This is a genomic window from Agrobacterium sp. LMR679, assembly GCF_027157905.1.
GTDB classification, from domain to species: Bacteria; Pseudomonadota; Alphaproteobacteria; order Rhizobiales; family Rhizobiaceae; genus Agrobacterium; species Agrobacterium leguminum.
In genome coordinates, this window is the sequence record NZ_JAPVOJ010000001.1 from 2,114,623 (window position 1) to 2,139,743 (window position 25,121).

The window sequence follows — 25,121 nt, forward strand, 5'->3', positions numbered from 1 at the left end:
AGCCTCTTCTGGGAGAATGTATGAAAATTCTAGTGACTGGCGGAGCCGGCTTTATTGGCAGCTTCCTTTGCGACTATCTCATAGCGAAAGGGCATCAGGTCACTGCCTATGATGACTTGTCGCTGGGACGCCGCCGAAATATCGAGCATCAGTTAAACGCTGGTGCGTTGGAATTTATCGAGGGCGATATTCTCGATGAAAGCCGCTTTGAAGATGTAGTTAAAGGCGGAAACTTCGAGTGCATTTTTCATATGGCCGCGAATTCCGATATTGCGCGCTCACATGCATCGCCGTCGATAGATCTCAAAAAGACGTTTCTTACCACATTTCAGGTGCTTGAGGCGGCTCGTAAATTTGATATCAAGCAGGTGGTGTTCGCCTCAACGTCGGCAATTTACGGTGAGACAAAGGGCAAGGTCGCCGAGACTTACGGTCCCCTTGTCCCGATTTCACACTACGGCGCCGGTAAATTGGCTTCTGAGGCTTTTATCAGTTCGTATTGTGAGAATTATGGAATAAGGGCCTGGATTACGCGGTTTCCCAATGTTGTTGGTCCAAGGGCGACGCATGGCGCAGTTTATGATTTCGTTCGTAAATTGATTGCTACGCCGGGGCTGCTTACGGTTCTTGGCGACGGAACACAGGTTAAACCATATCTGTATGTCGAGGATCTGGTGCGCGCCATTCTCCTTGTCTGGGAAAAAACCGATCAAAAAATCAATATATATAACGTTGGGGCCGACACTCGTTCAACCGTTGCCGACATCGCCCGAATCGTCATCGAAGAGTCCGGGGACAGAGCTGAAATATCCTATACCGGTGGTGACCGGGGTTGGATCGGGGATGTTCCGAAGTTTGAATATGATACGTCAGCGCTGAACTCGCTGGGCTGGCAGCCGACTATGACGTCTGACGACGCAATTCGCGCCGCAGCGCGGGCGATCTGGAAGGAGCAACGATGAAGGTCGTTGTGCTATGCGGAGGAAAGGGAACAAGACTGGGGCTGGATGGTATACCAAAGCCGATGGTGCCTGTTCGCGGAAAGCCGCTGCTCGAGATCGTAGTTGAAAATATTGCCGCATCTGGTTTTCGTGATTTCATCTTTCTGAACGGTCATCTTGCCTCGGTGATCGAGGATCATTTCGGTGACGGTACACGCTTTGGTGTCAACATCAGCCATGTGACCGAAACCGCGCCGCTTGGGACAGCCGGTTCGTTTCGGCAGATTGCGGCGGATTTGACGGAACCCTTTATCGTCGTCTATGGCGATATCTTGTTTGACATCGACTTTGCCACGTTCGTCGAATTCGCGCTGGAACGCGGTGGTGCAGGGACGTTGTTCGTCCATCCCAATGACCACCCTCATGATAGTGACCTGCTGACGGTGGATCGGTTTGGTCGTATCGTACAGTTTCATCCGAAACCGCACGATGATGAAGGCAGGCTGCCGAATCTTGTCAGTGCCGCGTTGTATGTTCTCTCGCCAACTGCGTTGAACTACATCCCATCGTCTGGCGCTTCCGATTGGGGACGTGATATTTTTTCGGTACTGGCGGAGGCCGAAGCCCTTTATGCCTATCGGAGTTGTGAATACGCGAAGGATGTCGGTACGCCCGAACGAATAAAAAAGGCTGAGCGGCATCTGGCGGATGGGCGCGTGAAACGTCTCAACCGGCTAACGCCGAAACCAGCACTCTTCCTGGACCGCGATGGCGTTATCAATGTCGAACGTGATGGAATTTATTCTGCGCGTGATATGACGCTTATCGATGGCGCCGCACAGGCCATCCGTGCGGCAAATGACGCCGGGATCCCGGTTATCTGCGTCACAAATCAGCCAGGAGTTGCCAAGGGGTTGCTGAGCTGGCAAGAGCTGGATGCTGTCCACGCGGAACTTGATGCTCAATTGGCGGAAGGCGCGGGTGCTTTTATAGACGACTATTTCATCTGTCCTCATCATCCGGAAGCGGGATGGGAAGGTGAAGTTGTGGAGTTAAAGATCGCATGTGACTGCCGTAAACCCTTACCCGGCTTACTGCAACAGGCCGCATCGCGCCACGGTATCGACCTTGGTCGATCCTGGCTAGTCGGTGATCGGTATTGCGATATTGCTGCCGCCAATGCTGTGGGTACGTCTTCTATTTTGGTCCGCAGCGGCCACGACGGTAATGACCGTCATCGTTTTCCGGATATCGAGCCTAGTCGCATCGAAGATGATTTGGCATCGGCCCTACCCAACTTAAAATGGGAATTTTCATGATAATCTCCAGAACCCCCTTAGAATAAGCCTTGTTGGGGGAAGCGATTTGCCAAGCTTTTATCAACAACACGGCGGAGCGGTTTTAAGCTTCTCGATTCGGAAATATATATATTTGGCGATGCATGAGTATTTCGAGCCGAAAGGCTATATTTTGAAGTACTCGCATGTGGAGACGCCCGAAACGGTCGACCAGATTCAGCATCGGATCATCCGACAGGTGTTTTCGGATCTGCAAGTTGATCGAGTGGACCTGAGCTCGAGTGCGGATGTTCCCACTGGAACAGGTATGGGGTCGTCGAGTGCCTTCACGGTAGGACTACTGAATGTGTGTCATGCCTATCAGGGAAGGCATGTGTCCCGCGCGGCACTGGCGGAACAGGCTTGTGCCGTTGAAATCGAGAAGCTTGGCGAACCGATCGGCAAACAAGATCAGTATGGTTGCGCTCTCGGCGGAATTAATTTTATCGAGTTTACACGTGACGGAACGGTTCTGCACGAAGCTGTGCCTTTGTCTGGACAACAGCGCGAGCAACTCGAAAATAACCTGCTGTTGTTTTATCTCGGAGGGACACGTTCGGCGAGCGAAATCCTCGCGCGGCAGAGCAAGAATTCGGCATCGAAGGCGGATGTCATCGAAAACCTGAAATTCATGGCTGATCAGGCTAGACAGCTGCGCGGCGACATCTGCCGTGACGTGGACGTGATTGGCGAATATCTCAAAGAAGGGTGGCGCCGCAAACGTGAACTCGCTCAGGGCATATCGAACCCATTGATTGACAACGCCTACGAGCGAGCTCTCGAAGCGGGCGCCACGGGTGCAAAGCTTCTTGGGGCGGGAGGCTCTGGCTTTCTTCTCGTATATGCGCCGGGGTTCGCGCGTGAAGCGGTTATACAGAGCCTTAGCGAATTCGAACTCCATAACGTATCAATCGACTATGCTGGAGCTTCGATCGCGTATAGTGATTAGAAGGGATATATGAGCGCGATAAAACGGCAGCTGTCGTTTCAGCGATAGAATCAAACTCGTGAGGGGACGCATGAATTCGATATTACCACAGGTTTCCGCTGAAAACCGTTTGAAGTGGCAGGGTTTCGAAAATGGAGTTTCTCCGTTTTTATTCCAGATTCTGGATGATAACCAAAAGCGTCTCTACATGGATTGGTTCAAAGAAACGGCGGACCAAAATCTCGTGGGTGAGACCTCTCAATCCGTCATTAACGCATTGGTAGGGCTGATTTTCGGGAACAAAATCAGCCGGGTCGTTCAATGCGGGCATTACGCTGGATATTCTCTCATCCTGCTAGGCATGCTCGCAAAGAGCTATGCGAGTGGGCTGAAAATTGCGTCAATTGATATTGATCAGTCGGTGACCACCTTTACGGACAAGTGGGTTGAAAAATGTGGACTCACTGGGACGTGCAGGACTTGGGTACGCGATTCCTCCGACAGTTTTGCTGCGAAAGAAGCAAGGGATTTCCTGGGCGACGCGCCCGAGCTCGTTTTCATCGACAGTTCGCATCAGTATCGGCATACGATTGATGAACTTAATCTTTGGGCATCGGAGGTTGCGCCCGGTGGCCTGATCTGCATGCACGATGCCGCGCCATTTGCTAAATACCAAGATCACAGCAACCTCGGAGGCGTGAATAGGGCTCTGGAGGAATGGTGTGCCGACAATCCATCCGTAGAAAAGATTGTGCTTCAGTCAGGCTTGTCAGTCTCACCTGTGTTCAAAGATCCGTGTGGTCTGGCAATCATGCAGATACTCCATCCGGCCGACTTCTCAAGAACACCGGCTCGTAGCGACAAGAGAATGGTGAAGGATACCTCCTTTGCGTTTTCGGATCAGTGGGTGCTAGGAGAGGGCTGGAGTTTTGCGCCGGGCAAGGTTTCGAAGCAGCCTGGAACATCGTCAAGCCTATCTTGTTTTTCTCCGGTAAAAGCTGGTGAGAAGTATAGAGTTACAGCTGAGTTGATAGACGTGAAAGCTGGTGGTTTGCATCCCGGCGCAGGTGGTAGTGACCTTGGCGCATTCTTCTCTTCTGACGGTGCACACGAAGCCGAAATCGTCGCGGGAAACCATAACGCCTTGATCGGACTTCTAGCCTCCGAAGATTTTGACGGAACAGTCGTCAGGATGGATGCCGAGTATTTGGGGACGGAGTGAGAGCGGGGATTGTTTTTTGAAATGCCGCATGCATATCCGCTAATGTTCAATACTCTCGATGATGGAGTGCAAAAACATGTGGGCATTTAGCGGGAACCCTCTCCACTTGCACTGAATATGCGGTCATTAGACTGTAGCGAAATAATAATTGTTGGTTTGGAGTGTGCTGATGGCATTGGAATTTACGGGTGAGCGTATCGTGCCCGGCGCGGAAAACTGCGAGCCGCTTTTTGCAGACAAGATGTATATGGAGCATTCTGCTCGTTATAAGCTAGCGTCGAAGTTCGCAAAGGGCGCCAAAATCCTCGATATTGGTTGTGGTGTGGGATACGGCTCGGCGATCCTGGCCGATGCCGGCGCCCAATCGGTCACCGCTTTTGATTTGTCAGCGGAGGCGATCGAGCATGCCAGGGCTTTTTATGCGCGACCGAACATCAAATTTGAAACCGGTGACGCGACTGCGTTTTCTTATGAAGACAAGTTTGATCTGATTGTCTGCTTTGAACTGATCGAGCATGTTCCCAATCCTGACAAGACCTTTGAGTGCATCATGTCCTGCCTCGCGGAGGACGGCATTCTGGTGATGTCCACGCCGCGGGCCCTTGAAGAGAAAAGAAACGATTTTCATATTCATGAATTCGCTGCTGATGAATTCGAGAGCAAATTTCGTTCTCTTTTCCGCAACGCGCGGTTTTTCCAGCAGAACAATTATATGGGTTCGATCATCGCTTACCAACGGCCAGATGTTTTGGTCGAACCAAATTTCATGCATCCTGCTTTCGATTTGAGCGCTGCCGACTATATCATCGGCGTAGCGACGAATGGCGCCGCTGAAACTATTGCTTCGATTGAGAATATCACCGTTTTGAACAACGAGGACTATGTCAAGCTGCTGGAGCGCGATGTTGATATTCTGCAGCGCCGACGGATCGATCTGGAGGAGCAGGTTAAGCAAGAAGAGCGCTCTATTGCGGAGATGAAGTCGCAGATTGCGCAAAAAGAGCAATCAATGGCAGAGATGAAAGCCAAGTTTGCGCTGCGGCCAACCGAGACGGCATTGATGCAGGACGTCACCCGGCTTTCCGAACGTGTTCAGGACATGCGTTCTTCCTTGAGCTGGAAGGTCACCTCGCCATTTCGAGAGGCGAACAGGTTTTTCCTGCGCACATTTTCCGCCAGATACCGAAAAGAAAGGCGGGCACGAAAGGCGTTGCAGCCCCCCTGTCTGGGTCACTTTCGTCCGATGCCAAGCTTTCGGTTTCAGCCAAGAGCCAGGTCGAGACTGGGCCTGGGCCGGATATAGTTTATGTTATTGGCTGTTGGCCGGGGGAGTCTAAACGGTATCGTGTCTTCAACGCCGTGGAAGCTCTGACAAGCCGGGGTTATCGGGTCGAAGTGCTGCGGGAAGAGCATATGGGCCGTATTGAAGCGCATGGATGGCGTCCTGCTGCTATCGTGTTTTTCCGAACGCCGGAAAGCCATCTAACGGCGTCTTGCATCAGTTACGCAAAGCGCCATTCGATCAAAACGTTTTTTGATATCGATGATTTGGTATTTGAACCTGATCTGGTCGATCAAATCGACGGCTTTCAGCTTCTGCCTGAGTCTGAGCGCGCTACCTACATTGAGGGTGTCCGCCGATATAGAGCATTTTTGCTTGAGACCGATGCCGTTATCGGCTCAACTAAACCGCTGGTCGCTGCGCTTGCCGCCCTCGGTCAGCCGGCATATCTTGTGCCGAATACCTTTAATCGAATTCAGTCGGAAAAAGCAGAGGTATTGCGAGAGAGGAAGAAAGCGGAACGAGATTTTCTGAAGATCGGATATTTTTCAGGTTCACGCACGCACAATCAGGATTTCGCGGTAGCAGCTCCAGCTATTCTCAGGCTTCTTGAAGAGTTTCCGTCACTGCGCCTTCTTGTCGTTGGCGAATTGGATTTGCCATCGGGTTTCGATTCATTCTCTGGGCGCGTCGAGCGGCTCGACTTCATGCCCTATCAAAAAATGCAGGAAGAATTGGCGGATTGCGACATAAACATCGCACCTCTTGTCATCGGGAATCCCTTCAACGAGGCAAAGAGCGAACTTAAATGGTTCGAGGCTGCGCTTCTCGCTGTTCCGTGCGTTGTGTCAAAAACCGAACCTTACGAAATTGCGGTGGCTGACGGAACGACAGGTATGCTCGCCGCCAGTGAGGCCGAATGGTATGAAAAACTGCGGATGCTGATTCAGGACGCTTCGCTTCGGCAGCGGATCGGTGAGGGTGCACGGCAGGCGGCACTGTCCAGTTGGGGCCAGGAAGCTCTTTGTGCAAAACTACTCGACGTTTTGCCGCTGAAGGATGTTTCCCCATCTTCTCAGGCCCTCCCGGTGAACACGGACAGAAAAAAATCGACTGGATCATTCCAGGACTGATTTTGGGCGGTGGAGGTCATCGCAACATCCTCCGCGCGGCTTATTTCCTCGAGCAATTCGGTCACGACGTCGGGCTTATCTTCACCGGTGTCGAAGAAAGCGCGTCGGAAATCCGGGCGCTTCTGCATGAGCATTTCTATCCCTTCCAGGGGCAGATAAAGGTCTATGACGGGATTTTCCGTTACTCGGATGTCCTGTTCGCGACGCACTGGTCTACGGTATATACCGCGCTCGAAGCGCGAGGCATGACCGGGGAAATAATGTATTTCATCCAGGATTTCGAGCCGATGTTCGCCCCGATGGGAACGGAATATATTCTTGCAGAGAACACCTATCGAAAAGGACTTTACGGTATATCGTCGGGACCGTGGTGCGCGCATGTCCTCAGAAAAGACTTTAATGCTGAGGTTGATTTTTTCGAGTTTCCGATCGATAGGAGTGTTTATTTCCCGCGGGAGCGCCAAAAAAGCGAAAAGAATATCATATTCTTCGCTAAGCCGGATATGCCGCGCCGTTGCTACGAGCTAGGGGTGGCGATGCTGTCGGAGTTTCACCGCCTGATGCCGGATGTTGAGATCATTTTCTATGGTGCGCGAAATATAGATGAAAGGCAGCTTGATTTTCCGATTACACTGAAAGGTCTGATGCCAACCATTCATGATCTTGCGCAGGCTTACTCGGATGCTGATTTGGGCGTTGTGTTCTCAACGACAAATCCGAGCCTGGTTCCCTATGAAATGATGGCCTGTGGGACGCCGGTGGTCGATCTTGATCGGGCAGGCAACGAGGTTAACTATGATGGCAGAAATGATATTGCCCTCTTGGCGGATCCTGAGCCGAAGATCATGGCGAGGCAGATGGCGTCACTATTGAAAAACAGGGATGAATTATCTAGCCGGGCTCAAAGAGGACTGGAACTTACGTCACGAATGCCTGACGAACTTGGTATGGCCAAACGTGTGGAAGAACTGGTATTGAACAGGCTTCGCCAAGGTGCCCGTAAGGTCGCTTGATGGTTCAGGCGAAAGCGTAACGAGTACAGCCATCATGTTTTTTCATGATGGCTGTAGCCGCGCGCGACGGAGTTTTGGGATAAAGATTTTGAATTGGCGTCGAAGATGAATGTCTCATCGGAAAGTAATTTGAACGATATGACGTTCGCTATTTCCGAGCCGGGAAAGTATTTCCTTTCGTTGAATTGCCGGAATGTCAATATTTTGATCTTTACCATCGAATCTGACGGTGAGGCGAATAGTTATTACGTAATGCCACGCAGTGAGAAAAATCTGTATTTTCTGCGCTGCAACGCGAAAAACCTCAAGTTGACCGTATCGGCTGACTCACCCTTTACCGGTAAGCTCGTTCGTCGCCGAGGTATCCGGTCATTCGGCATGAGGAAGAAGCAAATCCTCAGCAGTTTTTTGCCCCGTCGCAAGCTGAGAAAAATCGATCTGCGATCGCCGGGTGTTTCAATCCAGGAAATTTCCGGTTTTTCGTTTTTTCAGGACACGAAGGCCCCGGATAATGACGTGGTCCCGGCATTGCGAATTCGCGATAAGGCGGCCGTCACTTTATCGAAGCAAGATTTGAAAGCTTTGCAAGCGGAGATGCTGGCGAGTCTGGCAAAACAGTTTGCACGCAAATTCGATGATTGTCCGGATAGTGGCTTCATCTTCCTATTGAATGGTGAAGGCCTGTCACCGAAAAGCCAAGTCGCGCTTTCTATTTGGGCGAAGGAAGTGATCGGTGATCCTGCGCAGGAATGCGGTCCAGCATGGGATCTCCTGCGATCCAATCCTTCTATTGGTGCAGTATTCGGTATCGCGGATAGCCGTACTATTGTTACGCCTTGGAGCAACGGCAGAAGACTGGAAAAAATGCTCGATGCGCTTGGCATTGACGAAGTTGAAATAGCATCTGCCGGGCGATCGCCAAGATGTATGCTGGTAAGAAAATCATCGCTCGTTGCTCTGAAGGCGCTCAATTTTTCAGGGGAGGATCTGACAAATGGCCTCGTAAATGAGAGGCTGTTGGAACTCGTTCTATTGCCGCTGGTGAAGAGAACAGGTGCTCTCATTGCGGAAATGCCGACAGAAAAATCCTATATTCTGCAATATGAGGGTTTGGACGACGCCAGATTTATCATTCATCGACCACTTGATTCACCTGCCGGCAAGGACATTTGTCTTTTTGTCGGTTTGTTGAACAAGTCTGGAACATTTTCCCCACATGCTCTCCGTTATATGCAGGCTCTTCGTTCTGCGGGTTTGCGTATTTTTGCGTTGGGAGTAGCGACGGGCGATGTTGCCAGCGCTATAGATCCGGGTAACGATATATGTGACGCCTTCGCGGCCAGAGAAAACAGCGGCTACGATTTCGCTTTGTGGGCCACGGCCCTCAGGAGATGCCCTGATTTATGGGATGCGAATTCACTTCTGATGGCAAATGACAGTGTTTTCGTAGCGGAAGACCGTTTGCCCCGTATTATCGAGGAACTCAACCGATCAGTGTTTGATGTTACCGGTTTGACGGGCTGTGAAATGGAAAATTTCCATCTGCAAAGTTTCTTTATCAGGCTGAATCGAACTGCCCTTGAGAATCCGGCCGTAAGAAAATTTTGGGACCAGGTTGTTTCCTGGAAGGACAAATTCAGAATTATTTCGGCCTATGAAGTCGCCATGACAGCAAAATATGAAAGCGCAGGCCTTCGTTGCGGTGCTTTATTTGATCCCGGGCGAACCCTTGGGGGAGGCGTATCAATACATCAATCAATCTATGGCGGGAAATTTTGCAGCAAGGTTATCCTTTTGTGAAGATCCAGTTGCTTAGGGACAATCCCACAAATGAAAACATTTCAGGTTGGAGAGAATTGTTGGCCCAGAACGGCTTTGCTTTGGATGAAATTGTGACGCAGCTGTCAAAGGAAGCACCGCACGCCGTTTCACTTCGAGTAGAGTAAAATCCAGGGCGCAAAAATGGGCGGGCTCGTGGCGATGCAGTGAACCTCTGACATAGCCTCGTAATCCTATTTCGTTCTCATCTGCTCAAATGGCTCTTCGATATCCTTATATAGAATGCAGCCCATTAGAAATCCGATTGCTTTGCCGCGGCGTCTTGCCGAAACGAGCGCTTGTGGGGAGAGAAGCAAAAGAAGCGCTTGAATAAGCGTTGATAAAAAAGGCCACGGTCTTTTGTGTTTTCGACCTGTGTAAATTCGTGATCGCGCCATATGAAATGCTTTAAACCTAGCGACTGCGGGCGATCGGGCTGTGGAATTGCCATTGGCGTGCGTAACGACTGCATCTCGAATAAACATGAGTGGCCCAAATTCCGCGAGTCGGAGAGAGAGATCGTCATCCTCGTGATATAAGAATATGTTGGGGTCGAAGCCGTTTGCTTTTAGAAACAGCTCTCTTGAAACAAAAATTGCGGCTCCACTCAGAACGGGAATAGCACAGTCCACAGGCGGCCAACCTTTTGGCATGTATCGATTGCGCGGTAATAGCCAAGATCGTCTCTTAAAATATTCTGAGCCATCACTATTCTCTATACGGGGATTAAAGGCGGATGCGTCTTTATACCGACGCGCAGCCGACAAAAGTTGATCTAGGCTCCCAGGATGAATTGTTGCATCAGGATTGAGAAAAAGCAGCCAAGGAGTTTTTGCCACTGCAGCGCCGGCATTGCAGCCCGCACCAAACCCCTCGTTCTGTTCGAGGGTTTCTATATGTATGGCGCGTTCGGCGGGAAAGGATGGAAACTGGTTTGTTTTCCCGTTGTCGACGAGAATAATTGGCGTTTCTATAGGGATTGAAGCGACCATTTGTCCGATAACCGCGTCACTCTTGTAACAGACGGATACTACGGTGATGTCGGAAACTGAAGGCTCTTTATGCATCAGATAAATTCTACTGTGTGATGTGTACCGTCGGATTTTACCGCTGGTTGAGCCGTGCCGATCTTATAGCCGGACTGACGGACAAACGCAGAAAACATCCGCTCGAGACTGTGCTGTAACGTTCCGCGTTTCGCACCATTCTCGAAATCGAAGTCTTGAAGACCAATATCGGCCACGCGAATTTTGTGGAAAGCTGTTGGGCGAAACCAGAACATCGTTCCAACGAAGAACTGTATTTCATCAGGTTCCAACAACAGCCCGGTGCGTTTTGAAATTTTTCTTATTTGCTTCAGTTCGCCTTTCAGGTACGGGGCCACTGAACGGTCGGCTTTCGGTAAACTCAGGTTTTTCGGCCCAATAACGCCAAGATCTGGCATGGCTTCAAATAAGTCGAGTATGCGATCCCGCGCGCCATCTCTTATCAGGCTGGAAAATATATAACGGCGAATTCTCTCACCTGACTTTGTCTGCTTCCCATCTTTCAGCGACAATTTTCCATGTATTTTGCAGACAGCATCATATTTATCGAAGCGTCCCTGTCTTAGGAGCTCCATGAACGGCCCGACATCTCTGCCGCGATTTTCCGTAACAACTATAGTGGCATTTGGAAATGTCTTCAAAATTTCTGTCTGAAACTCGATATTGGTTGCCGTAAGACCTACGATCACGTCGCTTCCTGAGCAATCTCCAATTATAATCGTTTTTATCTCAGCCCATGTCTCGACATAGTGCAGATGTACATAAATACAGCTCTGAATTTTTCTCGTATAAATCGGCTGTTTATTTGCTTTGTCGAGAGGCCAGCCGTCGTCGAGCCAGCGCCAGCCATTTTTATCTCTGGAAGCGTCATCGAGGCCATATAGGTGCAGGTATCGATATTCGACGTTCGCAAATGCTGCCTTTTCTCGATCATCAGCATTTCTTCCAAGACATAGTAGCTTTTCCCCGGGTCCGAAGCTTTGGAGCGCATGCCTCTGTGTTGCGAGGAAGATTTTCCACAAATCGAAAGACGTCTTCGTTATTTTAGAAAATGAAATAGGAAACCCTTTAGAGGATTCTTTATTACTCTCTATACTGAATACTATTTTGTGGAGCGGCTTTTTTAAATGTACCTTGTATTGGATATTCCGCGAGCTGAAGTCCAAACGACAGCAACGCTCCACATCATCGAGATCGGCAATTTCAATCGCGCCTAAACCGGATTTGCTGCTGACGCTTATATCATAATAGCCCGGTTCAAGACCCAGCGTTTTTAACTGATACATCGATTGTCGATACCTAAACCCAATTTAAGCACAGCCTGATGCCGCCTATCGATCGACTTCCATTAGCGGGATCATACATTCGCAAGTTTACGCAAGTAAACGCCATAATCGCCCTTGCCGGCTTTTTTCGGCGATTTCGACAAATTGCGCCTTGGAAATGAAGCCCTTGCTCAACGCGATCTCTTCCGGGCATGCAATCTTGAAACCCTGTCGCTTCTCCAGCGTTCGCACGAATTCACCGGCTTCAAGAAGACTCTCCGGCGTGCCAGTATCAAGCCACGCGTAACCGCGCCCCATGATGGATACTTTCAGCTTGCCACGCTCGAGATAGGTTCGATTTACATCCGTAATCTCGTATTCGCCCCGCGCGGACGGTTTGAGATTGGCGGCGATATGGACCACATCAGCATCGTAAAAATAAAGACCGGTGACCGCCCAGTTGGATTTGGGCTTTGCCGGCTTTTCCTCGATGGAGAGGGCGCGCATTTCACTATCGAAATCGACCACACCATAACGTTCGGGATCGTTCACATGATAGGCGAAGACCGTAGCGCCGTCGTTAACGCTCGTACCAGCCTGCAGAAGTTCCGGTAATCCGTGGCCGTAATAAATGTTGTCACCCAGGATAAGGCAGGACGGCGAACCCGCCACGAAGTCCGCGCCGATCATATATGCCTGCGCCAGCCCATCCGGGCTCGGCTGGACCGCATATTCAATGGAAAGACCCCATTTTGAACCATCACCCAGGAGGGACTGGAAAAGAGGCATGTCATGGGGTGTCGAGATAATGAGAATCTCGCGAATGCCGGCCAGCATCAGCGTGGTCAGCGGGTAGTAGATCATCGGCTTGTCGTAGACCGGCAGGATCTGCTTCGAGACCGCCAATGTCATCGGATGCAGGCGCGTGCCACTGCCTCCGGCCAGAATGATGCCCTTCATGGCGTTTCCTTTTTGCTCTGCGCAAGAGCGGTGACGACCGCGCGCGTTGATGTTTGCCAGCTCGGCAGCTTTATGCCGTAAACCTCTTCCAGCTTGCTGCAATCAAGCCGCGAGTTTGCCGGGCGCCGGGCCGGGGTAGGGTATTGCGCTGTCGTGATGTCGTTGACGACAATGGACTTCCCGCCGTTTTCCGCGGAAAGGGCGAATATCTGTTTCGCGAAATTCGCCCAGTTCGTTTCACCGGTGCCAGACAGATGAAACACCCCACGAAGAGGGGCTGAGGAATCTTCCACGAGCTTTCTTGCGATTGTTACGACCGCGGTAGCGATATCGTTGGCCGAAGTAGGGCACCCGAACTGGTCCGCAACGACGTTGATTTCGTCGCGGTTCTCGCTCAGCCGGAGCATGGTCTTGACGAAGTTGTTGCCATACTCCGAATAGACCCATGCGGTCCGCAGAACCACGTAATTGTCGGTGGCCTCCGAAACGGCTCGTTCGCCTTCGAGCTTCGAGCGGCCGTAGACGGAAGTGGGGCCTGTCGGATCATTTTCGACATAAGCGGTGGTCTTGGTGCCGTCGAAAACATAATCCGTAGAAAGATGAATGACGGGAATGCCGATGTCACTTGCCGCTTTTGCGACAGCCCTTGCTCCATCCCGATTAACGGCAAAAGCGACGTCCTGCTCGCTTTCGGCCTTATCGACGGCGGTATAGGCTGCAGCCGATACCACGACATCGGGTTTTACGTTGCGTAGCGCCTTCAAAACAGTTTCAGGCTGCGCGAGGTCGAGTTCCGGCCGACCAAGAGCCACGATCTCCAGCTCGTCACTCGCCAATGCCTGGAGAGCACTGACGACCTGACCATTTTTGCCCGTAACTGCCAGCCGCATTCGCTCAGCCCTTTGTCAGAACGCCGAGGCGTTCTCCGGCGTAGACACCCTCGCGAAGCGGTTGCCACCACCACGCATTGTCGAGATACCATTCCACAGTCTTGCGGATGCCAGTGGCAAAATTTTCTTGCGCTTTCCAGCCGAGTTTGGTTTCGAGCTTGGTCGCATCGATGGCATAGCGGGCATCGTGGCCGGGACGATCCGTCACATATTTGATAAGCTCTGCATAGGGCTTAGATTGCGGGCGCAACTCATCGAGAATGGAGCAGATGCAGTTGACCACATCGATGTTCTTCTGCTCGTTTCTGCCGCCGACATTGTACTTCTCGCCGGCAAGACCTTTCTGGACGATGAGCCACAGGGCGCGGGCATGATCCTCCACATAAAGCCAGTCGCGGATGTTCGCGCCGTTTCCATAGACCGGCAGAGGCTTGCCTTCCAGTGCGTTGAGAATGATCAGCGGAATGAGCTTTTCAGGGAAATGGAACGGTCCGTAGTTGTTGGAGCAATTGGAAATGACGACCGGAAGGCCATAAGTACGCTGCCAGGCCGTGGCAAGATGATCGCTTGCGGCTTTCGAGGCGGAGTATGGCGACGAAGGGTCGTAAGGGGTTGTTTCTTCGAACAGGCCGTTGTCCCCGAGTGAGCCATAAACCTCGTCGGTTGACACGTGGAGCATGCGGAAATTCGCCTTGGCGTCATCCGCAAGACCGCTCCAATATTGCCGCGCCGCCTCCAGCATCGTGAAAGTGCCGTTGATATTGGTTTGAATAAAATCCGCAGCGCCGGTTATGGAGCGATCGACATGGCTTTCGGCGGCCAGATGCATCACGTAATCCGGCTGGAATGTCGCGAATGCGTCGTTCATCGCGATCCGGTCACATATGTCGGCCTGAAGAAAGCGGTGATTGGGTGCATTTTCGATTGGCTTGAGGGACGCCAGATTTCCCGCGTATGTCAGTTTGTCGATAGTGAGAACATCCGCGCCGATCTCGCTCACAAGATAACGTACGAGGGCAGAGCCGATAAATCCGGCGCCGCCGGTAACTAGAACGCGCATCATCAGTTTCCAGTGTTTTGGTAAGTGAAATATCCAGGCAGTTCCGACAGAAGTGGTTGCTTGCCATCCTTCTCGGAAAGGACGCAGCCTTCCAGCTTCGGCCATTTGATACCAATGGCAGGATCATCCCATTTAACGCCGCGGTCGTTGGCTGCACTATAGGGCGCCGTCACTTTGTATGAGATGACTGTGTCGTCAACGAGCGTCATGAAACCGTGGGCAAATCCCGCCGGGACCCATAGCTGCTCGCCATTTTCGGGTGAGAGTTCGACAGCCGCCCATTGTCCGAAGGTGGGCGATCCTGTTCTGATATCCACCGCGACATCCAGCAGCCGGCCCCGAATGCAGCGAACGAGCTTGCCCTGCGCGAAAGGCTCTGTCTGAAAATGAAGCCCTCGTACGGTTCCGGCCTGCGCGGAGAGGGATTCATTGTCCTGCACGAACTCCACATCCGCTACATTTTCGCGAAACCAATTCCTCTTGAAAACTTCGCTGAAGTACCCCCTGCTGTCACCGAAACGAGCCGGAGTTATCTTTTTCAAGCCTGATATCGAGAATGCTTCTAGTTGCACTATGCGGATCCTGTCTGGTCTGCCTACCTAGGGTGATATGGCTTTATCGGTAGGTACAGTCAATAACGCTTTATTGATCGCCCACACAAGAGCGACGGAATCTCCGTCGAACAGTATCCAGAACGCTTGTTTCTAAACCCGCTTATGCGGCCTGATCGACGTCCTCAGCTCCACCAGCCGTTCCAGCGTCTCAAGGCTTCGCTCGGGGCAGGCGGCAGAGAGGGCGAGAGCCATGGTTTCCATGGCGATGAAGGTGGGGGCGTGGAGCGCTACACCTTCGTTTTTGGCGCGGGGCAGGAAGAGGCTGGCGTTGGCGTGTTTTTTGAGCACGCTGTCTTCCTGGCCGAGCAGCATGATGATCGGGATGTCGAGGCGGCCGGCTTCGGCTATGGCGGTCTCGGCTTCGCGGTGGGCGCGGCCGTGCAGGAGCATGATGAGGACGTGGCCGTTTTCAAGCTCGAGCAACTGTTCGGCAAGCGCGATGCCGGTGGCGTTGAGCGCATAGGAATGGACGCCCGAGCGCTGGAACAGCCTTGCGGCATAGGTGGCGATGATGCCGGAGGCGCCGATGCCAAGCACGCCGATGCCGCGCGCTTGCGAGAGAAGCCGCACGGCCGCCGCCATGGCTTCGCGGTTTTCGACGCTTGAGAGCATCTCCAGCGTGTTCTTCTGATTGTCGAGCACGAAATCTATCGCTGCATCGCAGTTGCCGGATATGGATTTTGTCGTCGCCGCCATTTTTTCGACGGGCGAATCCGTCACGCCCAGATAGGCCTCAAGCGTTTCCTTGAGATCGACCAGCCCCTGGAAGCCAAGCGCCTGTATGGCGCGGATGACGGTCGCATCGGATGTATTGGTCTCGAAGCCGATTTCCAGCGCCGATTTGGCGAGAACGGCATGGCGGTGGCCATCAATATATTCGGCAACGGCAAGCAGGCCCGGTGACAGGCGGTCGCGGCGCTTGCGCAGCTGCTCCCCGAAACGGTCGGTGCGCCGAAGCCTTGATGTATGCGTTTCGCCAGCCGGCATGAATTCTTCCGTGAAGCTGAGTTTTCTACTCTTCTTCACGAATTAGCAGCGCGCCAAGCCGGGAGGCAAGCGCTTTTGTCCGTAGTGGTCGTTGCCGTCACTTCTCGTGCGCTGGGCGCACCGTCAAATGCGACTGGACAGCAGCTACCATGAGGCTGAGCGCGGCATAGGAGTTGGAAATCGCTTCCTCGCGCGGCAGGAGGATGTACCGACCGTTGCGGCAGGCCTCGAGAAAATTGCAAAAACCCGGCATTACGGTTTCCATCATGTCGATTTCCGCCTGCGGCGAAGCGCCGGTATCGGAGCGATAGGGATCGAAGATGATATCGGCGTCGAGTTCCGGCAGGCGTTCGGCGCTGATCTCGATACGGTCGCCATCCGGAATGGCGTCGATGATGGCGGGGAAACGAAACCCCGCGTCCCGCAGTACGCGCCCGAGTGCGCGATAGGTGTGGTAGACACTGATCTTGCCGTTGAGTGGCTGGAACACCGAAACCGTTATGGCGCCGGTATCGACCGATGCCTTCAGCGCTTCGATCTGCGCGCGGTAGCGCCGGTCCAGCACGGCCAGACGCGCCTGCGTGCCGGTGAGTTCGGCCAGCACCTTATAAATATGCGGCGCGCCGTCCTTGGTATTGTCAATGGCGACGGTGGGGGCGATCTGCGCCAGTTTTTCAACGGGGGTGGGGCGGTCAGGCTCGGTCAGTATGAGATCGGGCTTGAGGGCGATAATCGCCTCCAGATCGGCATTGATGGAGCCGATATAGGCAATGTCGCTATCGTCGAAATCAACGCCGGTCAGAATGGCGCTGGAGCGCAGATAGGGTTTGCCGTCCGCCCCCGTGCGACCGTGGCTGCCCACCGGCGTCACGCCCAGCTCGATCAGCGGAATGGTGAGGTCTATATCGTGCAGCGTCACGATGCGTTTCGGTTTTGCCGGAATGGAAACGCTGCGGCCGAGGTCGTCGGTAAAGCTTCGGCTGGTCTCTTCGGCCTGGGCCGTGGCTGTGCCGAGGAGAAAAGCGGCGGCCGGGAGAAGGGCGAGAAGTGTTTTGCGCATGGGGGACCTATAGGCGATGCCGGTGAAACCAGAGAAGGGCAAGCAGCGTGGGTGCGCCGACGGCGGAAAGAACGAGGCCGGTCGGCAGCTCCAGAGGTGAAAAGGCGGTTCGGGCGATGGTGTCGGAGGCTGCGACCAGAATTGCGCCTGTCAGGCCTGCACCCATGACAAGCCCCGGATAGGAGCCGCCGGGCAACAGAAGCCGGGCGATATGCGGCCCGATCAGGCCGACAAAACCGATGCTGCCGGTGAAGGAAACGCAGGATGCGGTGAGGGTGACGGCAAGCGTGACATGAAGCACCGAAAGGAGGCGGCTATGGACGCCAAGCGCCGTCGCCGCATGATCGCCGAGCGCCTGCACCTCGGCGGCGCGCGCCGTCAGGAGCAAAAGGCCAAGGGCGATAATGAGGATGACGGAGAGGATTGAAACGGCGGTCCAGCTTGCGCCCTGCAGGTTGCCAGCCATCCAGATCATCGCCGTCTGCAAATTGCGAATATCGAGCGATGCCATGAGGATAAGCAGCAAAGCTGATAAAAACCATGAAAAGCCGATGCCGGTCAGCACGAAGCGCAGGCGCGAGGTTGCGCCGGAGAGCATCAGAACGATTGCGGCACTTGCCATGCCGCCGGCAATACCCGCGACGGGGCGCAACATGACTGGCAGGGACGGCAGCAGGAACAGGCAGCCCAGAACGGCAAGGGATGCGCCTTCGCGCACGCCGAGCAGACCGGGATCGGCAAGGCCGTTGCGGGTCGTGGCCTGCATGATGGCGCCGGCAATGCCGAGCATGGCGCCGGCCACCATTGCAAGCGTCAGACGCGAGAGCCGGAAGTCGAGAACCACGAGTGCTTCGGTCATGGCGGGATCGGTGTTGGTTGCGGTGACAAGCGACCACGGGGCCGAGGCGGGAATATGCTGGCTGCCGGCGGTGAGCGACCACAGGGCGACAAGCAGGAGGCAGAGGAAAAGCGCCAGCAGAATGGTGAGCCGCGACGGCATGACGCGGACGGAAAAACGCCCCAGTCGGAGAACCCGGTAGCGGTTCATTTCAGCACCCTGCGCACCAGCCACAGAAACACCGGCGCGCCGACAAGGCCGGTCATCGCGCCGGTGGGCAGTTCTTTCGGCAGGAGAATGAGGCGGGCGGCGAGATCGGCGGCGATCAGGAGAACCGCGCCGCCGAGTGCAGCGATGGGTATGGCAAGCAGAAGCCGCCCCGTTTTCAGGCGCGCGACGAGTGGCGGCACCACCAGACCGACGAAACCGATGGGACCGACGACGGCGATGGCTGCGCCGCAGAGCAGCGATATGGAGACAAGCGCCAGAATCCGCGTCGAACGGACCGGCACGCCGAGTGCTGTGGCCGCGCTGTCGCCCAGCCCCAGAAGATCGAGTCGGGGAGCGACGGCGAAAGCGAGGAGAAGCGCTATCGCGGCTGCGGGCAGGGCGGCGGCGATGGCTGCCATGGAAACGCCGGCCGTATCGCCCACGAGCCAGAAACGCATCTGCTGCAATGTTTCTTCATTGAGAATGAGGATGGCGGAGGTGAGGGTTCCGGCAAGCGTGGAAAGCGCAATACCGCAAAAGACGAGTTTTGCCGGCGTCAGCCCCGGCCGCCCGGCGGAAGCAAGGAGAAGCACGAGCGAAAAGCTGATGCCCGCGCCGGTCGCCGCCAGCAATGGGCGGAACAGCGGCGTTGCGATCAGCCCGAGCGGCAACACTGTCGCCAGTACGACGGCAAGGCTTGCCCCGGCATTCAAGCCCAGAATATGCGGCTCGCCAAGTGGATTTCGAAGCAGGGTCTGCAGCAAAAGCCCAGCTGTTCCAAGGCAGGCCCCGGCCTGCATTGCAGCCAGCAGACGCGGCAGGCGCAGGCGCATCAAAACCTGCTGATCGAAATTGCGGGCGTCATAAGCGAATATCAGGTCTTGCAGAACGTGCGGCGCGATGGGGCGCGGGCCGGTGGCCATATGCGCCAGCACCAAAAGCAGCATGGTGAGCAGCAGGAGAAGTGCTGCTGCAAGTGTGCGGCCATAGGCTCGCTCTCTAAGGGCAAGGGTGCGTCCGCTGGTTCCGTTGGGCATCATACAGCGCCGGCCCGTCCGGGCAGGGGAAGAAATACCGGCCGCGCTGTCACCGGATGCGTGAGCTGGGCAACTGCCATGTCGAAGACATCGGCAATGATGCCGGCATCGCACGCCGCTGCCGTTTCCAGCCGGTGCCGCAGCTGCCCGTCTTTGAGGAAAATCAGGTGATCGGCATATTGCAGGGCGAGATTGATGTCATGCAGCACCGCCACGATCGTGCGGTTGTGGCGACTGACGAGGCCGGCCAGCATGTCCAGCACCTCAATCTGGTGGTGCAGATCGAGAAAGGTCGTCGGTTCGTCGAAAAGAATTATATCCGTCTGCTGGGCCAGCGCCATGGCGATCCAGGCGCGCTGGCGTTGGCCGCCGGAAAGGCTGTCGACTGCTCTTTCCGCCAGCTCGGACATTCCCGTCACCGAAAGCGCCTCTTCCACCGCGTGGGCGTCTTCCTCACTCCATTGCTTCAGAAATCCCTGATGCGGGTAACGGCCGCGGGAGACGAGATCGAAAACCGAAAGCCCCTCCGGCGTATGGTTCTGCTGCGCCAGCATGCCGAGCTTTTTCGCCACCTCCTTGGTCGGGTGGCGGAAGATATCGCTGCCGTTGAGAAGAATATGGCCCCGCGCGGGCTGGTGCAGGCGGGCAAGCGCGCTGAGAAGCGTGGATTTTCCAGAGCCGTTCGGGCCAAGCAGAACGGTGAAACGGTTCGGTGCGACATCGATGGACATGTCCGCAAGCACCGGCGTGTCGCCATAGGCAAGCTCGATTGCCTGCGCCACAAGGCCTGTATCCGTGCTTATGGGTCTCATGCCGTCGTTCAAATTCGTCACCGTCTGAATGCGTTGCCACCAGAATTATTGATGACTGTAGTAGTCAAGTATATAGCGTTCAAAAATACGGTTTTTGCCGGTCGATTTGAGCAGAAAGCGGCCGTCATGGGTTGAAATGACACGCCAGGAAGCGCGAATGCACCCTTCGGTACCGACGTTTTGCCGCGCTGATGCGGAAATAAAGTTGACTACTACATTCATCAATTGAAAGAGCGGTGCATCGTCGCGATGACGACTTGGGGCAGCCGGGGACAAGACAGGATGCATGACGGTTCGATGATCATTGGGGTGCGCTCGCGGGCGCTGCTGGCGTTTCTTCTGGCCGGGGTCGCCCTGCCTGCTTTCGCGCAGGAGAGTGCGACGCCGAAGAAAAATGCTGATGGAACGACGGTGCTCGAAACCATAACCGTCAATGCCGATGTCAAAAAAGGTGCGCGCGGTTATCAGCCGGTGACGACGGGCACGGCGACACGCACCGAAACGCCGATCCTCGATATTCCGCAATCGGTCAACGTGGTGACGGCCGAGGTGCTGCGTGACCAGCAGGCGCGTTCGCTGGACGAAGCGCTGGCCAATGTCAGCGGCGTCACCCAGGCAAATACGCTGGGCGGTACGCAGGATGCCGTCATCCGCCGTGGTTTCGGTGATAATCGCGACGGCTCCATTCTCGTCAACGGGCTGAAGACGGCCCTGCCGCATTCCTTCAACGATACGGTCGAGCGGGTGGAAGTGCTGAAGGGGCCTGCTTCCACGCTTTACGGCATTCTCGATCCCGGCGGCATGGTGAATGTCGTGACGAAGAAGCCGGAAGACACGTTCACGGCGGAGGCCTATTCGCGCTTTTCCGCCTATGGGGCGGGCAAATACGGCACATCGGGTGGTTTCGATGTGACCGGCCCGATTGCGGGCACGGATTTCTCCTATCGCCTGATCGGCGAGGGGGAAAACAGCGATTACTGGCGTAATTTCGGTGAGAAAAAGAATTGGCTCATCGCACCATCGCTGAAATGGAGCGGCGAGGACACCGATATTACGGTTTCCTATATGCATGAGGATTACAGCGTGCCGTTCGATCGCGGCACGATCTTCGATCCGGCGACCGGCAAGGCGATCAATGTCAGCCGCCGCCTGCGCCTTGATGAAGCCTATAACATCACCGACGGCAAATCCGATCTGGCGAGCATCGCCATAGACCGCCAACTCTCCGATGACTGGAAGCTGTCGCTGAACTACGCCTATAGCCGCAACGAATATTCGGACAATCAGGCGCGCGTGATGGGTTATAATTCCCGCACGGGACAGGTGACGCGACGGGCCGATGCGACTCAATATTCGACGATCTACAATCACGCGCTGCGGGCGGATCTGACGGGCGAGGCTGAGATCGGCGGGCTGCGCAACGACCTGCTGTTCGGCGCGTCTTACGATTACAGCGATACCCTGCGCACCGACATGCTGCGATGCGCGAATTCCACGAATTTCAACATCAACAATCCGGTTTATGGCCGCCTGCCGGTCTGCACAACGGTAAGGGCGGTCGACAGTGACCAGACGGAACAGCTCTCCACCGCCTCGATCTATATGCAGGACGCCCTGCACCTTAACGATCAATGGATCGCGGTCGGCGGTTTGCGTTACCAGTATTACGACATCTATGCCGGCAAGGGCCGTCCCTTCGTCGTCAATACCGAGAAGGATGGCGGCGAGCTCATTCCCAATGCCGGCCTCGTCTACAAGCTCACTCCGAATGCCTCGCTCTATGCCAATGTGGCCAAGACCTTCCGTCCGCAATCATCCATCGGCGCCTATTATGGCGGGCTCGATCCGGAAGAGGGCATTTCTTATGAAGTGGGCGCGAAGTTCGATCTTTTCGCCGGGCTGAACGCCAATATCGCCCTGTTCAATGCCCGCAAGCGCAATGTCGCCTATTCGGAAGATGTCGGCGGCGTCTCGACGGTGAAGGCCGCCGGCCTCGTCCGTTCGCGCGGTGTGGAGGTCGATATTGCCGGCAGCCTGACCGACGATCTCGATGTCATCGCAAGCTATGCCTATACGGATGCGCTCGTGCTCGAAGATCCCACCTATGCCGGCAAGCGCCTGCCGAATGTGGCGCGCCACACCGGCTCGCTCTTCCTTGCCTATGATGTCGGCGAGGTCGGTCCGAACGGCAATACGCTGCGCATCGGCGGCGGTGTGCGGGCGGTGGGTGAGCGCGCCGGCATCAACGACAATTCCTATAATCTGCCGGGCTATGCGGTCTTCGACGCCTTCGCCACCTACACGCTTCAGTTCGAAAAGCCGGTGACGCTGCAGCTCAATCTGAAGAACATTTTCGACAAGACCTATTACACCTCGTCCATCGGCTCCACCAGCTATGCCAATGCCGTGGGTGAGCCCTTCAACGTCAGCCTTACGGCCAGTGTGAAATTCTGACAACGGCGTTCGACCGGAAAATAATCGCCAGTCATGAGAGCGGGGTGAACGCCCCGCTTTTTATTTCCACATGGCGCGCATCCGCGCACCCACATCGATGCGGATCTGCTGCGCGCTGCGCTCCGAAGCGGCAGCCGATACCAGTGGCCAGGTTGCCGTTTCGAAGAATTGCAGCAATGTCGCCGGGATGAAGCGGGTTCTTGCGGCGTAGACATGCCGGTCGCCCTGCTGGCTCTGCCCGCCGGTGAAGAAACGTTGCGGCGTGATCAGCGACAGACTGTCCTTGGCGCGCGTCATGGCGACATAAAGCAGCCGGCGTTCTTCCTCCAGTTCCTGGGTGGTGCCGACCCCGAGATCGGAGGGAATGCAGCCATCGACCACATTCAGGATGAAGACGGAACGCCATTCCTGGCCTTTTGCCGAATGGATGGTGGAGAGGCTGAGATAGTCCTCGTCAAGCAGCGGCACGCCGGCCTGATCGCTGGTGGCGTCCGGCGGATCGAGCGTCAGCTCGGTCAGAAAGCGCTCGCGTGAGGGGTAGCCGCCGGCGATCTGCTCGAGCTGGAGCAAATCGGCCTTGCGGGTGTCCGCATCCTCATGGATGCGTTCCAGATGCGGTTCGTACCACAGCCGCGCCTGCCCGATCTGGCCCGGCCAGTCGTTCGGCGCCTGTCGCAGGCCCACCAGCATTTGCGTGAAGGTCGTCCAGTCGTCGCCGGTCTTCGGCGGAGGCGGAATTTCGGCAAGGGCAAGCAGCGGCTCGGGGTCTGTCGCAATCGCATCGAGAATATTGCCCGCCTTCTTCGGGCCGATGCCGGGCAGCATCTGTAGCAGCCGAAAACCGGCGACGCGGTCGCGCGGGTTCTGCGCGAAACGCAGCACGGCCAGCATGTCCTTCACATGGGCGCTGTCGAGGAATTTCAGGCCGCCGAATTTGACGAAGGGGATGTTGCGGCGGGTCAGTTCCACCTCGAGCGGGCCGCTGTGGCTGGAGGTGCGGAACAGCACGGCCTGCTGTTTCAGCGTCATGCCGGTTTCGCGATTAGCGAGAATCTGGTCGATGATGAAATTCGCCTGCTCGGTCTCGTCCTTTACCGTCACGAGTTTCGGGCGCTCCAGCGACTGCCGCTCGGTCCAGAGGTTCTTGGTGAACCGCTCGCGCGCCAGATCGATGACGCCGTTGGCGGCCGCAAGGATCGGCTGCGTCGAGCGATAGTTGCGGTCAAGCGTGATGATGTCGGCAGCAGGGCTGAAGGACGCCGGAAAATCGAGGATGTTTCGCACCGTCGCTGCCCGGAAGGAATAGATCGATTGCGCATCGTCACCTACCACGGTCAACCCGCGGCCACCGGGTTTGAGCGCCATCAGCACCGAGGCCTGTAGCCGGTTGGTATCCTGATATTCGTCGACCATCACATGGTCGAAGCGGTTGCCGATATCATCAGCAAGGACGGGATCGCTCACCATCTGGGCCCAGTAGAGCAGAAGATCGTCGTAATCGAGCACGTTCTGGACCTGCTTGGCCTCCACATAGGCTGCGAACAGCTCTTTCAGTTCACTCTCCCAGTTGGCGACCCACGGATAATGCTGGCGCAATATCTCCTTGAGCGGCGTCTGGGAATTCACCACGCGCGAATAGATCGCAAGACACGTACCCTTCGTTGGAAAGCGGCTTTCGGTTTTGGAAAAGCCCAGCTCGTGCCGTGCGAGGTTCATCAGGTCGGCGCTATCCTCGCGGTCGTGGATGGTGAAATCGATGTTGAGCCCGATCTGCTCGGCATAGATGCGCAGCAGGCGTGCGCCGATGCCGTGAAACGTGCCGGACCAGGCCAGCGCATCGGTCATGATTGCCGAATTCGCCCCGATAACGTGTTTGCAGATAAGCTCGACCCGCCGCGACATTTCCGTGGCGGCACGTCTGGAAAACGTCATCAGCAGAATGCGGCGGGGATCGGCGCCATTGACGATCAGATGCGCAACACGGTGGGCGAGCGTATTGGTCTTGCCCGAACCGGCCCCGGCAATGATCAGCAGCGGTCCGGCCGTGTGCCCGTCTGCCAGCCCAACGCCATGCTCCACCGCCCTGCGTTGCTGTTCGTTGAGCTTTTCCAGATAGGCAACCGCCATGCCAGCAATCCTTAGATAACCTGCCTGTCCCCACGGGTGAGAACCTTGTTCAGAGATGGCAGTCGTCGGAATGTCCGGCCATTGTCT

Annotated in this window: 20 protein-coding genes and 1 pseudogene; 9 read left to right on the forward strand and 12 right to left on the reverse strand. The window is 55.2% G+C overall.

What is annotated here, in order from left to right:
• Nucleotides 1–20 precede the first annotated feature (20 nt).
• The 8 genes from O3W47_RS09805 (at nucleotide 21) to O3W47_RS09840 (ending at nucleotide 9,656) form a co-directional block, all read left to right on the forward strand.
• Complete coding sequence (locus tag O3W47_RS09805; RefSeq protein ID WP_269313585.1) at nucleotides 21–962, forward strand: NAD-dependent epimerase/dehydratase family protein; 942 nt, start codon at nucleotides 21–23, stop codon at nucleotides 960–962.
• Complete coding sequence (locus tag O3W47_RS09810; protein WP_269313586.1) at nucleotides 959–2,260, forward strand: HAD-IIIA family hydrolase; 1,302 nt, start codon at nucleotides 959–961, stop codon at nucleotides 2,258–2,260. Before O3W47_RS09805 ends, O3W47_RS09810 begins: the two co-directional genes overlap by 4 nt.
• 46 nt (nucleotides 2,261–2,306) lie before the next feature.
• Nucleotides 2,307–3,227: a GHMP family kinase ATP-binding protein gene (locus O3W47_RS09815; RefSeq protein WP_212304098.1), complete on the forward strand. Its 921-nt coding sequence runs from the start codon at nucleotides 2,307–2,309 to the stop codon at nucleotides 3,225–3,227.
• Between the two features lie 70 nt (nucleotides 3,228–3,297).
• Nucleotides 3,298–4,428, forward strand: a complete 1,131-nt coding sequence (locus tag O3W47_RS09820) for a class I SAM-dependent methyltransferase (protein WP_269313587.1) — start codon at nucleotides 3,298–3,300, stop codon at nucleotides 4,426–4,428.
• 169 nt (nucleotides 4,429–4,597) lie between these two features.
• Complete coding sequence (locus tag O3W47_RS09825) at nucleotides 4,598–5,731, forward strand: methyltransferase domain-containing protein (RefSeq protein WP_269313588.1); 1,134 nt, start codon at nucleotides 4,598–4,600, stop codon at nucleotides 5,729–5,731.
• Between the two features lie 110 nt (nucleotides 5,732–5,841).
• Entirely contained in the window at nucleotides 5,842–6,843 is a 1,002-nt protein-coding gene (locus O3W47_RS09830; RefSeq protein ID WP_269313589.1) for a glycosyltransferase, read from the forward strand.
• Complete coding sequence (locus tag O3W47_RS09835; RefSeq protein WP_269313590.1) at nucleotides 6,735–7,856, forward strand: rhamnosyltransferase WsaF family glycosyltransferase; 1,122 nt, start codon at nucleotides 6,735–6,737, stop codon at nucleotides 7,854–7,856. The genes O3W47_RS09830 and O3W47_RS09835 overlap by 109 nt, the downstream gene beginning before the upstream one ends.
• Nucleotides 7,857–7,994: 138 nt before the next feature.
• Nucleotides 7,995–9,656: a rhamnan synthesis F family protein gene (locus O3W47_RS09840; RefSeq protein ID WP_269313729.1), complete on the forward strand. Its 1,662-nt coding sequence runs from the start codon at nucleotides 7,995–7,997 to the stop codon at nucleotides 9,654–9,656.
• A gap of 212 nt (nucleotides 9,657–9,868) precedes the next feature.
• Here the strand turns inward: O3W47_RS09840 and O3W47_RS09845 are convergent, their stop codons facing one another.
• The 11 genes and pseudogenes from O3W47_RS09845 to O3W47_RS09895 all read right to left on the reverse strand — a co-directional run bounded on the left by O3W47_RS09845 (nucleotide 9,869) and on the right by O3W47_RS09895 (nucleotide 20,453).
• Nucleotides 9,869–10,741 carry a glycosyltransferase family 2 protein gene (locus O3W47_RS09845; protein WP_269313591.1) on the reverse strand — a complete coding sequence of 291 codons (873 nt, stop codon included), beginning with the start codon at nucleotides 10,739–10,741 and terminating at the stop codon, nucleotides 9,869–9,871.
• Complete coding sequence (locus tag O3W47_RS09850) at nucleotides 10,741–12,006, reverse strand: rhamnan synthesis F family protein (RefSeq protein WP_269313592.1); 1,266 nt, start codon at nucleotides 12,004–12,006, stop codon at nucleotides 10,741–10,743. The genes O3W47_RS09845 and O3W47_RS09850 overlap by 1 nt, the downstream gene beginning before the upstream one ends.
• Nucleotides 12,007–12,077: 71 nt before the next feature.
• Nucleotides 12,078–12,945 (reverse strand): annotated as a pseudogene (gene rfbA / locus O3W47_RS09855) (glucose-1-phosphate thymidylyltransferase RfbA).
• Nucleotides 12,942–13,835 carry a dTDP-4-dehydrorhamnose reductase gene (gene rfbD / locus O3W47_RS09860; protein ID WP_269313593.1) on the reverse strand — a complete coding sequence of 298 codons (894 nt, stop codon included), beginning with the start codon at nucleotides 13,833–13,835 and terminating at the stop codon, nucleotides 12,942–12,944. Before rfbD ends, rfbA begins: the two are co-directional and overlap by 4 nt.
• Nucleotides 13,836–13,839: 4 nt before the next feature.
• Nucleotides 13,840–14,895 carry a dTDP-glucose 4,6-dehydratase gene (rfbB, locus tag O3W47_RS09865; RefSeq protein WP_269313594.1) on the reverse strand — a complete coding sequence of 352 codons (1,056 nt, stop codon included), beginning with the start codon at nucleotides 14,893–14,895 and terminating at the stop codon, nucleotides 13,840–13,842.
• Nucleotides 14,896–14,897: 2 nt separating this feature from the next.
• Nucleotides 14,898–15,467 carry a dTDP-4-dehydrorhamnose 3,5-epimerase gene (rfbC, locus tag O3W47_RS09870; RefSeq protein WP_269313595.1) on the reverse strand — a complete coding sequence of 190 codons (570 nt, stop codon included), beginning with the start codon at nucleotides 15,465–15,467 and terminating at the stop codon, nucleotides 14,898–14,900.
• A 132-nt stretch (nucleotides 15,468–15,599) separates the two neighbouring features.
• Nucleotides 15,600–16,496 carry a MurR/RpiR family transcriptional regulator gene (locus O3W47_RS09875; protein ID WP_269313596.1) on the reverse strand — a complete coding sequence of 299 codons (897 nt, stop codon included), beginning with the start codon at nucleotides 16,494–16,496 and terminating at the stop codon, nucleotides 15,600–15,602.
• Between the two features lie 97 nt (nucleotides 16,497–16,593).
• Nucleotides 16,594–17,556 carry an ABC transporter substrate-binding protein gene (locus O3W47_RS09880; RefSeq protein ID WP_269313597.1) on the reverse strand — a complete coding sequence of 321 codons (963 nt, stop codon included), beginning with the start codon at nucleotides 17,554–17,556 and terminating at the stop codon, nucleotides 16,594–16,596.
• Between the two features lie 7 nt (nucleotides 17,557–17,563).
• Nucleotides 17,564–18,604: a FecCD family ABC transporter permease gene (locus O3W47_RS09885; protein WP_269313598.1), complete on the reverse strand. Its 1,041-nt coding sequence runs from the start codon at nucleotides 18,602–18,604 to the stop codon at nucleotides 17,564–17,566.
• A complete protein-coding gene (locus tag O3W47_RS09890; protein ID WP_331283555.1) occupies nucleotides 18,601–19,644 on the reverse strand; it encodes a FecCD family ABC transporter permease in 1,044 nt (347 codons plus the stop codon). The genes O3W47_RS09885 and O3W47_RS09890 overlap by 4 nt, the downstream gene beginning before the upstream one ends.
• Nucleotides 19,641–20,453, reverse strand: coding sequence for an ABC transporter ATP-binding protein (locus tag O3W47_RS09895; RefSeq protein ID WP_269313600.1), 813 nt, complete (start codon nucleotides 20,451–20,453; stop codon nucleotides 19,641–19,643). Before O3W47_RS09895 ends, O3W47_RS09890 begins: the two co-directional genes overlap by 4 nt.
• A 282-nt stretch (nucleotides 20,454–20,735) precedes the next feature.
• Between O3W47_RS09895 and O3W47_RS09900 the strand changes: the two genes are divergently transcribed.
• Nucleotides 20,736–22,907, forward strand: coding sequence for a TonB-dependent siderophore receptor (locus O3W47_RS09900; RefSeq protein WP_269313601.1), 2,172 nt, complete (start codon nucleotides 20,736–20,738; stop codon nucleotides 22,905–22,907).
• Between the two features lie 60 nt (nucleotides 22,908–22,967).
• Here O3W47_RS09900 and O3W47_RS09905 read toward each other — a convergent pair whose 3' ends face one another.
• On the reverse strand, nucleotides 22,968–25,034 hold the full coding sequence (locus O3W47_RS09905) for an ATP-dependent helicase (protein ID WP_269313602.1): 2,067 nt from the start codon (nucleotides 25,032–25,034) through the stop codon (nucleotides 22,968–22,970).
• Nucleotides 25,035–25,121: the final 87 nt, after the last annotated feature.

Coding starts and splice junctions, on each gene's coding strand:
- O3W47_RS09880 (WP_269313597.1), bottom strand. CDS start 17,556: ATGCGCAAAACACTTCTCGCCCTTCTCCCGGCCGCCGCTTTTCTCCTC.
- O3W47_RS09810 (WP_269313586.1), top strand. CDS start 959: ATGAAGGTCGTTGTGCTATGCGGAGGAAAGGGAACAAGACTGGGGCTG.
- O3W47_RS09840 (WP_269313729.1), top strand. CDS start 7,995: ATGACGTTCGCTATTTCCGAGCCGGGAAAGTATTTCCTTTCGTTGAAT.
- O3W47_RS09890 (WP_331283555.1), bottom strand. CDS start 19,644: ATGATGCCCAACGGAACCAGCGGACGCACCCTTGCCCTTAGAGAGCGA.
- O3W47_RS09875 (WP_269313596.1), bottom strand. CDS start 16,496: ATGCCGGCTGGCGAAACGCATACATCAAGGCTTCGGCGCACCGACCGT.
- O3W47_RS09885 (WP_269313598.1), bottom strand. CDS start 18,604: ATGAACCGCTACCGGGTTCTCCGACTGGGGCGTTTTTCCGTCCGCGTC.
- O3W47_RS09805 (WP_269313585.1), top strand. CDS start 21: ATGAAAATTCTAGTGACTGGCGGAGCCGGCTTTATTGGCAGCTTCCTT.
- rfbB (WP_269313594.1), bottom strand. CDS start 14,895: ATGCGCGTTCTAGTTACCGGCGGCGCCGGATTTATCGGCTCTGCCCTC.
- O3W47_RS09905 (WP_269313602.1), bottom strand. CDS start 25,034: ATGGCGGTTGCCTATCTGGAAAAGCTCAACGAACAGCAACGCAGGGCG.
- O3W47_RS09895 (WP_269313600.1), bottom strand. CDS start 20,453: ATGAGACCCATAAGCACGGATACAGGCCTTGTGGCGCAGGCAATCGAG.
- O3W47_RS09900 (WP_269313601.1), top strand. CDS start 20,736: ATGCATGACGGTTCGATGATCATTGGGGTGCGCTCGCGGGCGCTGCTG.
- O3W47_RS09845 (WP_269313591.1), bottom strand. CDS start 10,741: ATGCATAAAGAGCCTTCAGTTTCCGACATCACCGTAGTATCCGTCTGT.
- O3W47_RS09830 (WP_269313589.1), top strand. CDS start 5,842: ATGGGCCGTATTGAAGCGCATGGATGGCGTCCTGCTGCTATCGTGTTT.
- rfbD (WP_269313593.1), bottom strand. CDS start 13,835: ATGCGGCTGGCAGTTACGGGCAAAAATGGTCAGGTCGTCAGTGCTCTC.
- O3W47_RS09820 (WP_269313587.1), top strand. CDS start 3,298: ATGAATTCGATATTACCACAGGTTTCCGCTGAAAACCGTTTGAAGTGG.
- O3W47_RS09825 (WP_269313588.1), top strand. CDS start 4,598: ATGGCATTGGAATTTACGGGTGAGCGTATCGTGCCCGGCGCGGAAAAC.
- O3W47_RS09850 (WP_269313592.1), bottom strand. CDS start 12,006: ATGTATCAGTTAAAAACGCTGGGTCTTGAACCGGGCTATTATGATATA.